Genomic DNA, 14304 nt, shown 5'->3' on the forward strand with positions numbered 1-14304 from the left:
CTCCACCCTGCCGCCCGGTACTGCGAATGCGCAGAGGCAAGGGCCCTATCTCGCCCGGTCGAGAGTCCTGTCCCGGACGGGACCTTGGTCCCGGTCACGCACAGCAGCCGAAATCACCGGATCGATTACTTGTACCAAGCGATCCGGCGACGCGAAAGACCTCTGCGTGAACACGCCGACCGAAAACCGTTCCGGCCTTCCGTGCGTCTAGAGGTGTGTGCGCGATCAAGAGCGGGAAGACGAGCGGTTGCTCAGGCGGGTCGCACGTGGCGACCGGGCCGCCTTCGACGAGCTCTACGAGCGCAACGCGGGCTGGCTGGCGGTCCGGCTGCGCCGCCGCTGCGGCGATCCCGAACTGGCCGCCGAGGTGCTGCAGGACTGCTTCCTGACGGCGTGGCGATCGGCGGGCGGATTCGACCCGTCGCGCAGCGCCGCCGGCTGGCTGTGGACCATCGCGACGAGCCGGCTGATCGACGCGCACCGCCGCCGCAACGTCCGCATCCAGCCCGTCGGCGAGCCGGTCGATTCGGCGATCACCGCGGAATCCGCGGAGGACGAGGTGCTGGCCCGGGCCTTCAGCCCCGAGCTGGCCGGCGCCCTGCACCGGCTCTCCCCCGAGCTCCGGGCGGTCCTGCAGGCCACCGTGCTCGACGGCCGGACCGTGCGGGAGACCTCCGAGCTGCTCGGAATTCCCGAGGGCACGGTCAAGACCCGCGCGCGCAAAGCCCGCCACATCCTGAAGGAGGCACTCGCATGACGCACGAGCACTTCCCCGCGTCCACCCTGCGTGCCTACGCCGCGGGGCTGCTGCCGGAGGCGGACGAGGTGGAGGACCACGCCCTCGACTGCGCCGCCTGCCGACGGCTGATCAACGACGCGGCGTCCAGCAATCCGGTGGTGTTGCATGCGCAGGCCGGCCTCGCCACGCTCCCCCCGCAGTTCCCCCGGCCGAGCCGGTGGCGCCGGCTGCGGGTGCTGCTCAACGCCGCCCCCGCCGTGCGCGGCGCCTGGCTGTTCGCCGTGCTGGCCGCGCTGGCCTGCGCCGTCGGGATGGACCTGCTCAGCATCGAAGAACCCGGCGGCTGGTGGTCGCAGCACGGCTCCGCGCTGCTGCTGATCGCGCCGATCCTGCCCGTCGCCGGCGTTGCGCTGTGCTTCGGCAGGCTGGGCGACCCGGCCTACGAGATCACCGCGGGCACCGCGCTGGGCGGGCTGCCGCTGGTCCTCTGGCGCACCCTGTCGATCCTGCTCACCACCGTGCCGGCGAGCGCGGTGATCGGCGCGATCACCGGCCGGACGTCGATCGTCGGCTGGCTGCTGCCGTGCCTGGCGCTGACCGGCCTGACCCTGGCGCTCGGTTCGCGGTTCCGGCTCGAACCGGTGGCCGCCGCGGTCGCCACCGGCTGGCTGGTGCTCGCCGGCGGCCCGCTGGTCGGCGACCAGGTGCCGGTGCTGCTCGACCGGCCGCTGCCGCTGCTGTGGTCGTCGCTGATCGTCCTGTCCGCCGCAGTGCTCTACCTCCGCCGCACGAACTTCCAGCACACCTCGAGGAGCTGAACCGTGCCCGCCATCGAGATCCAGGACCTGGCCGTGCGATTCGGCCGCCGCCGCGCGCTCGACGCGATCACCGCGGACTTCGGCACCGGCGTGCACGGCCTGCTCGGGCCCAACGGTGCCGGGAAGTCGACGCTGATCCGGGTGCTGGCCACGCTGACCGCGCCCTCCGGCGGCTCGGTCCGGCTGCTCGGCCACCCGCCGGCCGGCGCCGATCTGCGCCAGCTGCGGCGCGAAATCGGCTACCTCCCGCAGGAATTCGGCTGGTACCCGAGGTTCACCGCGCGCGAGTTCGTGGAGCACTTCGGGTGGTTGAAGGAGGTCCCGGCCGCGGAGCTGATGCCGGCCGTGGACCGGGCGCTGCGGCACGTCGGGCTCGGCGACCGCGCCGACGAGAAGCTGAAGCGCCTCTCCGGCGGGATGCGGCGCCGCGTCGGCATCGCGCAGGCCATCGTCAACGATCCCGGGCTCCTGCTGCTCGACGAGCCGACCGCCGGGCTCGATCCCGAGCAGCAGGACGAGTTCCGCGAGCTGCTGCGCGAGCTCGGGCGGGATCGGTGCGTCGTGCTCTCCACGCACCTCATGGGCGATGCGGAGGCGTGCGACCAGGTGCTGGTGCTGGACGCGGGACGGCCGGTCTTCCGGGGGGCGCCGGCGGAGCTGGCCGATAGCGGCGATCTGGCGGACGGCTACCGCGCGGTGCTGGGCGCGAGCCGGGCGGGTGCGGCATGAACAGGAGGGCCTTCGGGAACGAGTTCTACCGCGGCACCGCGGGCCCGCTCACGATGACGATGCTGATATCGCTGGTCGCGGCGCTGTTCCTGCAACCGTGGTGGGCGGGTAGCTGGAACGCGCTCGCCGGGGTCGTCCGCACCGATCTGATCTTCACGTGGCCGCTGGTGGCGACCGCCGGAGCATGGGCCGCCGGGCGGGAGAACCGGCGCGGCACCGCAGAGCTCCTCGCGACAGTGCCCCGGCCGAGTTGGCAGCCGTTCCTCGTGGCATGGACGACGCTCACGCTGGGCGCGGTGCTCGGCATCGCGACGGCATGGGGAATCGCGGCGCTCTTCGTCCTCCCGATCGCCACCGCCAGCAGCGGCGACTGGATCGCGGCGCTGCTGGTCTGCGCCCCCGCGCACGGCGCAGCGGCCGCCTTCGGCATGGCGCTCGGCCGCCTCGTCCGCTGGCGCTTGGTAGTCCTGCTGACCCCGGCGTTGGCATACCTGGCGTACCTGGCGGCCAGCCGGACGAGCTGGGTGTTGGGGAACGACTCGCTGTTCGCGATCCTGTCCCCCACAGGGTTTTACGGCGCGAGGATGTACGCGACGTCGTCGAGCGCGCTGCAGGCGGTGTGGTTCGCGGCGATCGCAGCGACTTTCCTCGTCCTGGCCATGTCACGTCGGGGATGGCTCGCGCTGGTACCGGCGGCTGTCACCGCCGCGCTGACGCTGCTGATCGCGTCGATCTCGGTGGATCGGCACGTGGTCACCGATCCGGTGGCGATGCAGGAGGTGTGCACGACACGCGGGCCAACGATCTGCGTCGGGCGCTACAACTCGCACGTGCTCGCCGAGCTCGCCGAACTCGGCCAGCCGATGCTGGAGAAGCTCCGCGGCATCCCAGGTGCTCCGGAGGAGTTGCGGTTCAGCAGCTCGGAATACCCGGATCTGCCCGCGTACCAGTACGACACGACCGCCACCGGGCGGTTCGCGGATCCCGTGCAGGAGCGCGAACGGCTGGCGGCCATGTTGACGGGCACGGTCCCGACCTGCGACGGCGAACCCTTCCAACAGGCTCTCCAGGCCGCGCAGTCGTGGCTGCTCGACGATGCGGAAGGCGCGACGCGGCTGCTCGGGAACGGACGCGCCCCGGATCGCGAATGGATGACCGCCTATTTCGCGGCACGCGTCGACTGCGACACCGATGCGACGTCGGCGCTGCTGAACTAGCTACTTCGCCGACGAGCTCAACTTCATCGCGGCGGGGCTACGGCCGCCACTCCCGCCGATATCGTCCACTTTAGACACATTGTTCCCGGATTCGCTGGTGGCGCTGCGCATTCCGCCGATGCACCGAACTCCCCGGCGCTCAGACGACCAGCGCGTTCACCGCGGCGACCGCGGCCGTGCCGTCGTAGGAACGCCACGCCTCCGCCATCCGGCGCACCGCATCGGCGAGTTCGTCCGGCGGGTAGTGGAACGGGATGCGCAGGCAGCGGTCGCTGCGCCGCTGCGGATCCAGCGACTGACCTGGCAGCACCGCGACGCCGAACCGCAGCGCGTGCTGGGCGAAGGCGCTCGCGTCGCCGTAGGGCAGCGTGGCCCAGAGCGTCTGCCCGCCGGCAGGCACCCGGAACGTCCACGGCAGGTTCGCGTCGAGTTCCGCGCAGAGGCGGTCGCGCCGGGCGCGGAGTTCGGCGATCCGCCGCTCGCGCACCTCGTCCAGCCGCGGCAGCAGCGCGGTGGCCAGCCACTGGTCCAGCACCGGGCCGCCGAGATCGTGCACCGCTCGGAGCCGCGCCAGCCTCGTGATCAGCGGCTCGGGCGCGCGCACCCAGCCGACCCGCAGGCCGCCCCAGACCAGCTTGCTCAGCGATCCCACGTTGATGACCGCCGCACCGTCCAGCGGCTCCGGGGCCGCGTCGTCGAGGTCGAGCTCGGCCAGCACCTCGTCGTCGACCAGCGGGACACCGTGCCGCTCGCAGGTCTCCGCCAGCCGACGGCGCTGCAACGTCGGCAGCAGTTCGCCGGTCGGGTTGTGGAACGCGGTGATCACGTACGCCAGGGCCGGACGATCCGCCACCGCGCGCAGGTAACCAGCCAGGTCCAGCCCGTCGTCGGCGCGGACCGCCCGGATCCGGGCGCCGGCCTCCTGCGCCAACTCGAACGATCCCGGATAGGTCGGGGCGGCGAGCAGCACCTCGTCGCCGGGCGCCACGAGCAGCCTGATCAGCAGCGAAAGGGCTTGCTGCGCCCCGTTCACGACGAGGATCTGCTCGGCGCGGGTCGGCACGCCGCGCTGCGCGTAGCGGTCGGCGATCGCCTGCCGCAGCTCGGGAACGCCGGCCGGGTGGTAGCCCATGTCGGGGCCGATGGCGGCGAGCCGGCCGGTCACCGCGGGCAGCAGCTCGGCGAGTTCCGGTGGCGGCAGCAGCGGGCTCGCGCACGTCAGCTGGATCGCGCCGTCCGCGGGTTCGAGCAGGTGCAGGTACATCGGCCCAACCGACTCGACGGCGGCGGTGCGGGCGGCGGTGAGCCACGCCGACGTGACCCGGGTTCCGCTGCCCTGGCGGCGTTCGAGTCGGCCTTCCTCGCGGAGCGTCCGGTAGGCGGCCACGACGGTGTTGCGGCCGACCGCGAGCGCGCCGGCGAGCGCGCGGTCGGGCGGCAGCACGGTGTCCGGCGGCAGGCTGCCGTCGTCGATCAGCTGGCGCAGCCGTCCCGCGAGCAGCTCGTGCAGCGCGCCGCGCTGCGCGGACCAGCGGCCGAGCAATCCCACGACGCGGTCCAGCGAAATTGGTTCCATCGGGGAGCCAATCTACCTGGATTGGCGCTTCCCGCGACCGCCGCAGCGGGGAAACCTGGTCCCATGACCCACCTGAACACCCGCTGCGTCCACGTCAAGACCCCGGAGGCCCCCGAGGGACGGCCGCTGACCGCGCCGCTCTACCAGACCTCAGGCTTCGCCTTCGCCGATCCCGCCGTCTTCGCCGACGGCATGGTGAACCCGGACGGCGCGCCGGTCTACTCGCGGATGGGCAACCCCACCGTGCGGGCGTTGGAGGACACCGTCGCCGAGCTGGAGGGCGGGCAGGCCGGCTTCGCGACCGGCTCCGGCATGGGCGCGATCAACTCGGTGCTGCTGACGCTGCTGAGCAGCGGCGACCACGTGATCGCCCAGCGCAGCCTCTACGGCGGCACGTTCGCGTCCTTCGAGAACCTCGCGCACCGCTGGGGAATCGAGGTCAGCTACGTGTCGGACCCGGCGGAGGCGCGGCAGGCGCTGCGGCCGAACACCAAGCTGCTCTACGCCGAGACGATCTCGAACCCGATGGTGGAGGTCGCCGACCTGCCCGGGATGTTCGCGGTGGGCCGCGAGGCGGGCCTGATCAACGTCGTGGACAACACCTTCGCCACCCCGCTGCTGTGCCGCCCGATCGAGCAAGGCGCGGACGTCGTCGTGCACTCGACGACGAAGTACCTCGGCGGCCACTCCGACGCGCTGGGCGGGGTCGCGGTGTTCGCGGACGCCGACCTGCACCGCGAGCTGTGGCCGGAACTGGTGGAGATCGGCGCGTCGGCGGATCCCTTCGCGGCGTGGCTGACGCTGCGCGGCGTGCAGACCCTCGCGCTGCGGATGCGCCAGCACTGCGAGAGCGCCCAGTTCATCGCCGAACGGCTCGCCGAGCACCCGGCGGTGCGCGCCGTGCACTACCCGGGCCTGCCGTCGCACCCCAGCCACGAACTGGCGCGGAAGCTGCTGACCGGCAACGGCGGCGTGCTGACCTTCGACCTGGGCAGCAGGGCGGCCGGGCTGGCCTTCGTGCAGGCGATCCGGCTGGCATCGCTCGGCCCGTCGCTGGGCGGCGTCGAGACGCTGGCGCTGCACCCGGCCAGCACCTCGCACCGCCAGCTCACCGACGAGCAGCTGCGCGCGGCCGGCATCGGCGAAGGCGTCATCCGCGTCTCGATCGGCATCGAAGACCCCGACGACATCTGGGCCGACCTCGACCAGGCCCTGCCCAGGTGAGGGCGTCCCGCACCGGGCGCGGGACGCCCCCGGTCACGGGCGGAAGTCGGCGGCGTGGTCGCGGGCCCACTCGGCGAAGCCGCGGGCCCGGCCGGTGACCGGCTCGGCCGTCGGCATCGCCGCGCTCGCGTCGAACTCCGCGGCCTCCGCCGGATCCTGCTCGGCGCCGGAGTAGTCCTCGAAGCCGAGCAGGAAGTCCGCGTTCGCCGCCGCGAACCCGCCCTGCGCGAGGTAGAGCTCGCGCGCCCGCTCCCGGCCGATCACCTCGAAGCGGATCTCGCGGCCGATGGCGTCCCCGATGGCCCGGACCTGCTCGCGGTAGGTGAGCAGGTCCGGACCGTTCACGTCGTAGGCCCGGCCCGCGTGCCCGTCCGACAGCAGCGCGGCGGCGGCGACCTCGGCGATGTCCAGTTCGTGCGTCGGATACCAGGCGACGTCCGGGTTCGGATCGCGCACCACGCCCTCGGCCCGGATCGACGGTCCCCACAGGGCCAGCTTGTTCATCGCGAACTCGCCGGGCCGGACGTGCGTCCACTCCAGGCCGGAGTCCTGCACGGCCCGCTCGACCGGCAGGTGGAAGTCGGTGTCGAAACCGCTGGTCACGGCGCCGGAGGACAGCACCACGATGCGCCGCACCCCGGCCCGCTTCGCGGCATCGACCACGTCGCGCGCGGTCTGCGGCACGGGGAACAGGAAGAGCCGGTCGACGCCGCAGAGCGCGGCGTCCAGGGTGTCCGGCGCGGCGAGGTCGCCCAGGGTGGCCTGCACCCCGGCGGAGAACTCGGCGCGCGGATCGCGGGTCAGCGCGCGCACCTGCTCGCCCTCCGCTGCCACCAGTCGCAGCACGTTGCGGCCGACGTTCCCGGTCGCGCCGGTGATCAGGATGGTCATGACGTCCTCTCGACGATTGCCTGCGGGGAGGGCGTCGAGCGCTCGACGACGCTCCATCTCTACCCGGGTGATCACCCCGGAAGCAAACATGAACGTGGTGTTCGCATACGCTTCTGACCTGCGAAGATGTCACCTGATCAAGATCGTCTAAAGGCGCGGGTTTCGACCCCGGAAACACCCGCTGAACAGGCCCGACCGAAAAACCGGACGCCAATTTCAGGAAAAGTCGGAATTCCCCGCCACCGCGGAGCGGATTCCCGATTCCAGGCGGAAACGGAGCCCGCCCGGCGCGGTTCGGAGCGCTCGAGTTCCAGGATGCAGCGCGAGGCGTGACCGGCTGGAACGCAAGGCGCCGTTTTCGCGCGAAATCGCCACCCGCTCAGCGCAGGGCTTCGGCGACCGCCTCGGCCGTCTCCAGCACCAGCGGCCCGATCTCCTCCGGCGCCAACGGCTGCAGGGCCACCACGCCGACGCTGGCGCGCAGCCCCGGCACCCCGCGCACCGGCGCGGCCACCGCGAACGCGCCCGGCTGCAGGTCGCCGCTGCTGGCGATCCACGCCGGCCCGCCCGGCGGCAGGTCCACGGCGCGCCCAGCCGCGCCGCGCTGCACCGGATGACGACTGCCGACCCGGTACGACACGTGGTAGCTCGTCCACGACGGCTCGACGACGGCCACGGCCTGCGCCTCGCTGCCGTCGGCCACGGTCAGGTGCACCGTCGCGCCGACCTTCTCCGCCAGCGCCCGCAAGGCGGGCAGCGATGCGATGCGCAGCTGCGGCAGCACCCGCCCGGCCAGCCACAGCACGCCGAGCCCGAGCCGCACCTTCGAACCCTCGCGGCGCACCAGGCCGCGGCTCTGCAGCGGCCCGAGCAGCCGGTACACGGCCGCGCGGCTGACGCCGACGGTCGCCGCCAGGTCGCTGATGGTGGGAGCTTCGCTCTCCGCGTCCGCCACGGCCTGCAGCAGGCTGAGCCCGCGGTCGAGCGTCAGCGAGCTCTCCTTGGTGCCCGGCTGGGGCAGGCCCATCGGGCCGCGAATCGACTCGGGGCTGGGTTGGGCCATCGCGTCACCTCCGAGCCGCGGCCAGCACCGTGCCGGTCACCTCGCCGAGCCCGATCACCGAACCGTCGGGCCCCGGCGCGCTGCCACTCAGTGTCACCCGGTCGCCGTCCTGGAGGAAGGTCCGCTGCTCGCCGTCCTGCAGCGTGATCGGCTCCGCTCCGCCCCAGGTCAGCTCCAGCAGGCAGCCCCGCTGGTCGCGCTCGGGCCCGGACACGGTCCCGGACGCGAACAGGTCGCCGGGGCGCACCGGCGCGCCGTTCACGGTCATGTGCGCCAGCTGCTGCGCGGGCGACCAGCTCATGTGCTCGAACCGCGGCGAGGCCAGCAGCGTCTCGTTGCAGCGCACCTCCAGCCGCAGGTCCAGCCCCCACGGCTCCTTCTCGACGAGGTAGGGCTGCAGCGCGTGCGCCGGTTCTGGAATCGGCACCCTGGCCTGCTCGAAGGCCTCCAGCGGCGTGATCCACCCGGCGACGGAGGTGGCGAACGACTTGGCCAGGAAGGGCCCCAGCGGCTTGGACTCCCAGGCCTGGATGTCCCGCGCCGACCAGTCGTTGACCAGCGCCAGCCCGAACACGTGCTCGGCGAAGTCCGAAGTGGACACCCGGGCGGCCGGTTCGCCGCCGCAGACGAACCCGACCTCCGCCTCGAAGTCCAGCCGCCGCGTCGGGCCGAACGCGGGCTGCAGGTCGCCGGCGGCCTTGCGCTGCCCGCTCGGGCGGTGGATGTCGGTGCCGGAGACGTACACGGTGCCCGCGCGGCCGTGGTAGGCCACCGGCAGGTGCGACCAGTTCTCCGGCAGCGGCTCGGCGGTGCGCCGGAAGATGCGGCTGACGTTCTCGGCGTGGTGCCGCGACGAGAAGAAGTCGACGTAGTCGCCGACCGCGAACGGCAGCACCAGGGTGTGCCAGTCGGTGCGCACCAGGCTCGCGCCCGCCGGTGCCCGATCGGCCGCGACGAGCTCGCTGAGCCGCTCCCGCAGCTCGCGCCAGCGGTCGCGGCCCGCGGCCAGCAGCGGATCGAGCGAGTCGCCGGAGACCAGCTCGGCGAGTCGAGGACCGAGTTCACCGGCGATGCCGCGCAGCAGCAGCGCGTGCCGCCCGACCCGCACCGCGATGACCGGGCCGCTGCCGGTCACCAGCACCCCGTAGGGCAGCGTCTGCGGGCCGAACGGCTTGTCCGGCGCGAACTCGGGGTCCTCGATCCAGGTCAAAGCAGTCCCAATCCTTCGAGTTCGGCGACGGGGTCCTGCAACGAGCACGAGCCGTAGGAGGCGAAGACGTCGCGCACCGCGTTGGCCGCGTCGTCGGACAGGGCGCGCGCCTCCTCGGCCAGCGCGGCGCCGTCGGTGCTGGCCAGCGCCGCCCGGACGTCCTTGCCGGACAGCGAGCGCGCGGTGGCGACCAGGACGTTGAGGAAGCCGTGGTGGGTGAACCCGGTCTCCTGGTCGGTGCCGCGCACCGCGGTGTGCAGCCCGGCGGTGGCCTTGAACGGGACGTCGAGGGTGCCCGCCACCGCGAGGAAGTCGGTGACCACGTCGATGGACGGCACCGATTCGGCGGTCTGCCCGCCGCAGCGCAGCTTGGGCCAGCAGCCGTGCTCGGCGACCCGCCGGATGCCGTCCAGCCAGCCGTCGCCGCCGCGTCGCGGCTCGACCACGCGGATGATGTCCTCCGGCACGAACTCCGACACGCGCTCCAGCCAGATGTCGTCGACGTCGGACGGCGCGGGCATCTCGACCATCCGCAGCGCCAGCAGCTCCTGCCGGCCCTCGATGATCGACAGGGCCTTGGGCACGCCGCCGAGCCCGGTGTCGCACACCAGCGAGAGCGGCACCGGCGACGCCGGCTTCACCTTCGCCAGTTCGGTGATCAGCTCAGCCAACCGGGACGCCTTGCACAGCATCGGCCCGAGCAGACCCGTGAACGCGCCGCCGCGCGCCTCGAGGTGGTCGGCCACCGCCTGCGGCACTGCGGCGGTCCCCGGCGGGAACAGCGCCGCGTCGTCAACCAATCGGGCGAACAGGGGCGGGATGCCGCGCGGACCGGGCGCGCGAAGCTCAACAGCGCTTGACACGGCTGACACGCTAATGCCGTACCGGCCAGTGAACAAAGGTGCCCGATAAACGGACGTCGGGCGGGGTCATGTAGGCCTCCCTCGCCTGGTTTGGACATCATCATCCTCCCTGGTCCGACGGCGCTCGCACCGCCCCTGGGAGCACTACTCCGGTTGCCGCCCCACGGGAGCGTTCCAGCTGGTACTAAGAGGATGCGCGGGCGGTGGGGCCGCTTCGGCGACCGTGTGCGCCCGATGAGGCGACTTCCCCGCGCAACACATTTAAGTTAGGCTTACCTAAGTTGGAGGTGAGCAGTGGGTGAGACGACCATTCGCCGGCCCGCGACGCCGAGCGCTGCCGAACGTGCCAGGAGCATCGCCAAACGCGGCGGCCGCGCAGCGCTCCTGCCGGCCGACGAGAACGCGGCGCGCATCGCGCCGTTGCTGCACCACGTGCACGCCGATGGCTCCGCAACCGTCCTGCTGGCGGACGAGCACCCGCTGATCGCCGCCGCCTGGCAAGCCCCGCGCGCCGAACTGGCGGCGGTCCTGGAACTCACCGACCCGACGCCGGTCCGGCTGCGCGAGCCGGTGCGCGGACTGCTGTGGCTGACCGGCTGGGTGCGGCTGCTCGACGACGCGGAGGCCCGCGACGCCGTGCTCTCGGTCGCCGACGAGCGCCCGGACCCGCGGCTGCTCGACGCCGGGCACGGCGCGAGCGTCCTGCGGCTGGAATCCGCGTCGCTGGTGCTGGCGGATTCGGAGGGCACCGGATCGGTGGATCCAGCGGATTTCCAGGCCGCCACGCCGGATCCGTTCTGCATGCAGGAAGACGCGTGGCTGCGGCACCTGGAGCTGTCGCACCGCGACGTCGTTGGGCTGCTCGCCCGGCACCTGCCGGAGAAGCTGCGCGGCGGGCACATCCGCCCGCTCGGGCTGGACAAGTACGGCCTGCGGCTGCGGGTGGAGTCGGCCGACGGCGACCACGACGTGCGGCTGGCGTTCTCCCGCCCGGTCAGCACGACCGAGCACCTCGGCGTGGAGCTCCGCCGTCTCGTCGGCTGCCCCTTCCTCGCCCAGCAACGCCAGGGCTGACGCCGCCGAAACGGAGCGAACGGACCGTTCACCTCAGTAGCCAACGCGAACGGACCGTTCACCTCAACCAGCCGTTCACCCACCCCGCGCACCGAACGGCGCGAACGGACCGTTCACCTCGGTAGGCGGCGCGAAGAGGCCGTTCGCGCCGATCCCGACGTCAGTCGTCCGGGCAGCGTTCGGAGTTCTCGGGGGTCAGGCGCTGGATGCGGCCGTCGCGGAAGCGCAGCGACTCGGCACCCGGGCCCACCAGCATCGCCTCCTCCACCGCCGCGCCGCGGGTGATCACCCAGAGGAACGCGCGCGCCACGATCGCCGATTGGCCGGGCCATCGCCCGTCGGTGAACCGCACCAGCAGCCCGCCCGGATCGCTGTGCCGGATCTCGACCAGGACCCCGTCCCGGATGCCGAACAGATCGGCCGAGCCGAGCGGCCCGTCGAGCACGTCGAAGCGGCGCAGCGCCTGCAGCACGCGCACCGCGCGTTCGGTGTCCGCCGCGCCCCACACGAACACGTCCATGCCGATCCGACGCGGCGGGGGCGGTGACCAGTTCCGCACGCGGTTTTCCCGGTATTTCCAGACCTTCGAGCGCCCGGCCGGCGGCGTCACCGATCCGGGTACGGTTCGACGCGTGAGCACCCTGCGCGCATGGCTGACCCCGACCCGGCCCGGCGAGCCCGCGACGATCGCGGACCGGTCGGAGCGCAGGGCGATCATCATCGAGCTGTTCGTGGTCTTCACCGTGACGCTCGGGCTCTCCGGCGTGCAGAGCCTGCTGTCGCTGCTGGACGCCCTGCTGCGCCCGGAACCGCTGGCCGACCAGCACGCTGCGATCAACGTGCCGCAGGCGGAGCTCGGGCTGCTCGACATGCTCGCGCAGCTGACGAACGTGCTGCGGCTGTGCGCCTGGGGCGGCTTGGGGCTGTACCTGCTGTGGCGCGGCGGGCTGGCGCTGCGGCAGGTGGGCCTGGACCGCTCCCGCCCCGGGCGGGACTTCGCGGGCGGGCTGGGCCTGGCGGCCCTGATCGGCATCCCCGGCCTCGGCCTGTACCTCGTCGCGCACTCCCTGGGCCTCGCCCTGACCGTCCAACCCTCCACTTTGGACGCGGCGTGGTGGCGCGCGCCGGTGCTGGCGCTGGCCGCGTTCGGCAACTCATTCGCCGAAGAGGTCCTGGTGGTGGCCTACCTGCTGACCCGGCTGCGGCAGCTGGGCTGGTCGGAGAACCGGGCGCTTTGGGTGTCGGCGGTGCTGCGCGGCAGCTACCACCTGTACCAGGGCTTCGGCGGCTTCGTCGGCAACGTCGTGATGGGCCTGGTCTACGGCCGGGCCTGGCAGCGCACGAACCGGCTGTGGCCGCTGGTCGTCGGCCACGCGCTGATCGACGTGGTGGCCTTCGTCGGCTACGCCGCCCTGCGCGGCCGCGTCGGCTGGCTCCCCTGACCCGAGAGCTGCCGATTCCAGGCAAGGTCGGAAGCCCATCGGCAACGAACCGATCGTCCATTTCACGCAACGATTCGATGGCCGAGATGGCTTTTCGTTTAATGATTGATCGAAATCATCGCCGATGACGGACGTTTCCGTTAGTCACGGTTAGGCTGCTCATCGTGAGCGAACCACACGTCCAGAGCGAGGTCGGCCCGCTGCACGCGGTGCTGCTGCACCGGCCGGGCACGGAGCTGAAGCGGCTCACGCCGCGCAACAGCGACCAACTCCTGTTCGACGCGATCCCGTGGGTCGACCGCGCCCAGGAGGAGCACGACGCGTTCGCCGAGGTGCTCCGCAACCGGGGCGTCGAGGTGCTGCTGCTGCGCGACCTGCTCACCGAGGCGCTGCGCGACACCCGCGCTCGGGCCGCGGCCGTGCTCGCGGGCGTGGACGAGCTCAGGGTGGGCACGGAGATCGCCGACACGCTGCGCTCGCACCTGTCCAGCGTGGACGATTCGGCGCTGGCCGGGATCCTCATCGCGGGCATGACGTTCGAGGAGCTGCCCGCCGCGGAGGGCGAGTCCCTGGTGCGCCGGATGCACCACCCGCACGACTTCGCCATCGATCCGCTGCCGAACCTGCTGTTCACCCGGGACTCGTCGGTGTGGATCGGCGACCGGGTCGCGATCGCGGCCCTCGCGATGCCGGCGCGCCGCCGCGAATCCGCGCTCACCGACCTGATCTACGCCTACCACCCGCGGTTCTCGCACTCCACCCGCGCCTACGGCGCGCACTCCGCGCCCGTCGAGGGCGGCGACGTGCTGCTGCTCGCGCCGGGCGTGGTGGCCATCGGCGTCGGCGAGCGCACCACGCCCGCCGGCGCGGAGTCGCTCGCCCGCTCGCTGTTCGCCGACGACCTGGCGCACACCGTGCTGGCCGTGCCGATCGAGCAGGCCCGGGCCTCGATGCACCTGGACACGGTGTGCACGATGGTCGACCGCGACGCCGTGGTGATGTACCCGGCGATCCAGCACTCGCTGGAGGCCTTCGCGCTGCGCCCGCTGGACGGCGAGCTGAAGGTGTCCGGCCCGGCCCCGTTCCTGACCGCCGCGGCGGAGGCGATGGGGATCGACCACCTGCGGGCGATCGACACCGGCCTGGACCCGGTGACCGCGGAACGCGAGCAGTGGGAGGACGGCAACAACACGCTCGCCGTGGCGCCCGGCGTGGTGGTGGCCTACGAGCGCAACGCCGAGACCAACGCGCGGCTCGAGGACGCCGGGATCGAAGTGCTGCGGATCAGCGGTTCCGAACTCGGTTCCGGCCGGGGAGGCCCGCGGTGCATGTCCTGCCCCATCACCCGCGCCCCGCTGAATCCGTGAACTCGTCCTATTCCCATTCCATCACTTGATCGAGTGACGAATGAAGGGCGCTCCAACCAGAAAAGCCGATCATGGACGCCCTTCGCCGAAC

14 protein-coding genes are annotated in these 14304 nt (G+C 72.4%); 8 read left to right on the forward strand and 6 right to left on the reverse strand.

The genetic code is table 11. The features are described 5' to 3' along the window. The first annotated feature begins 217 nt into the window (after window positions 1–217). From AB0H93_RS05770 to AB0H93_RS05785, 4 genes are read left to right on the forward strand one after another with little or no spacing between them, the layout of a single operon-like run. Complete coding sequence (locus tag AB0H93_RS05770; RefSeq protein ID WP_358567957.1) at window positions 218–757, forward strand: RNA polymerase sigma factor; 540 nt, start codon at window positions 218–220, stop codon at window positions 755–757. Then, complete coding sequence (locus tag AB0H93_RS05775; RefSeq protein ID WP_358567960.1) at window positions 754–1557, forward strand: hypothetical protein; 804 nt, start codon at window positions 754–756, stop codon at window positions 1555–1557. The genes AB0H93_RS05770 and AB0H93_RS05775 overlap by 4 nt, the downstream gene beginning before the upstream one ends. A gap of 3 nt (window positions 1558–1560) precedes the next feature. After that, complete coding sequence (locus AB0H93_RS05780) at window positions 1561–2286, forward strand: ABC transporter ATP-binding protein (protein WP_358567962.1); 726 nt, start codon at window positions 1561–1563, stop codon at window positions 2284–2286. Then, window positions 2283–3503, forward strand: coding sequence for a hypothetical protein (locus AB0H93_RS05785; protein ID WP_358567965.1), 1221 nt, complete (start codon window positions 2283–2285; stop codon window positions 3501–3503). Before AB0H93_RS05780 ends, AB0H93_RS05785 begins: the two co-directional genes overlap by 4 nt. Before the next feature lie 139 nt (window positions 3504–3642). On the opposite strand, the gene AB0H93_RS05790 is transcribed toward AB0H93_RS05785, so the two are convergent. Beyond that, complete coding sequence (locus AB0H93_RS05790; RefSeq protein WP_358567968.1) at window positions 3643–5079, reverse strand: PLP-dependent aminotransferase family protein; 1437 nt, start codon at window positions 5077–5079, stop codon at window positions 3643–3645. 63 nt (window positions 5080–5142) lie between these two features. Here AB0H93_RS05790 and AB0H93_RS05795 point away from each other — a divergent pair, with 63 nt between their 5' ends. Further along, on the forward strand, window positions 5143–6303 hold the full coding sequence (locus AB0H93_RS05795; protein WP_358567971.1) for a PLP-dependent aspartate aminotransferase family protein: 1161 nt from the start codon (window positions 5143–5145) through the stop codon (window positions 6301–6303). Between the two features lie 33 nt (window positions 6304–6336). Here AB0H93_RS05795 and AB0H93_RS05800 read toward each other — a convergent pair whose 3' ends face one another. The 4 genes from AB0H93_RS05800 to AB0H93_RS05815 all read right to left on the reverse strand — a co-directional run bounded on the left by AB0H93_RS05800 (window position 6337) and on the right by AB0H93_RS05815 (window position 10330). Then, the gene (locus AB0H93_RS05800; protein ID WP_358567974.1) at window positions 6337–7194 is read right to left on the reverse strand and encodes an NAD(P)H-binding protein; all 858 of its coding nucleotides are present in this window, start codon (window positions 7192–7194) and stop codon (window positions 6337–6339) included. 379 nt (window positions 7195–7573) lie between these two features. Then, complete coding sequence (locus tag AB0H93_RS05805) at window positions 7574–8257, reverse strand: helix-turn-helix domain-containing protein (RefSeq protein ID WP_358567977.1); 684 nt, start codon at window positions 8255–8257, stop codon at window positions 7574–7576. A gap of 4 nt (window positions 8258–8261) precedes the next feature. After that, window positions 8262–9467, reverse strand: coding sequence for a fumarylacetoacetate hydrolase family protein (locus AB0H93_RS05810; RefSeq protein ID WP_358567980.1), 1206 nt, complete (start codon window positions 9465–9467; stop codon window positions 8262–8264). Continuing rightward, window positions 9464–10330, reverse strand: coding sequence for a hypothetical protein (locus AB0H93_RS05815; protein WP_358567983.1), 867 nt, complete (start codon window positions 10328–10330; stop codon window positions 9464–9466). Before AB0H93_RS05815 ends, AB0H93_RS05810 begins: the two co-directional genes overlap by 4 nt. 294 nt (window positions 10331–10624) lie before the next feature. On the opposite strand from AB0H93_RS05815, the gene AB0H93_RS05820 reads away from it, so the two are divergent. Continuing rightward, entirely contained in the window at window positions 10625–11404 is a 780-nt protein-coding gene (locus AB0H93_RS05820; protein ID WP_358567986.1) for a DUF2470 domain-containing protein, read from the forward strand. Window positions 11405–11564: 160 nt separating this feature from the next. Here the strand turns inward: AB0H93_RS05820 and AB0H93_RS05825 are convergent, their stop codons facing one another. Further along, a complete protein-coding gene (locus AB0H93_RS05825; protein WP_358567989.1) occupies window positions 11565–11924 on the reverse strand; it encodes a hypothetical protein in 360 nt (119 codons plus the stop codon). Window positions 11925–12045: 121 nt separating this feature from the next. On the opposite strand from AB0H93_RS05825, the gene AB0H93_RS05830 reads away from it, so the two are divergent. Together AB0H93_RS05830 and arcA are read left to right on the forward strand one after the other, a co-directional pair. Next, a complete protein-coding gene (locus tag AB0H93_RS05830; protein WP_358568478.1) occupies window positions 12046–12846 on the forward strand; it encodes a CPBP family intramembrane glutamic endopeptidase in 801 nt (266 codons plus the stop codon). A gap of 164 nt (window positions 12847–13010) precedes the next feature. Then, on the forward strand, window positions 13011–14213 hold the full coding sequence (arcA, locus tag AB0H93_RS05835) for an arginine deiminase (protein ID WP_358567992.1): 1203 nt from the start codon (window positions 13011–13013) through the stop codon (window positions 14211–14213). Window positions 14214–14304 lie beyond the last annotated feature (91 nt).

Source organism: Saccharopolyspora sp. NPDC050642, from assembly GCF_040654735.1.
Lineage (GTDB): Bacteria > Actinomycetota > Actinomycetes > Mycobacteriales > Pseudonocardiaceae > Saccharopolyspora > Saccharopolyspora elongata.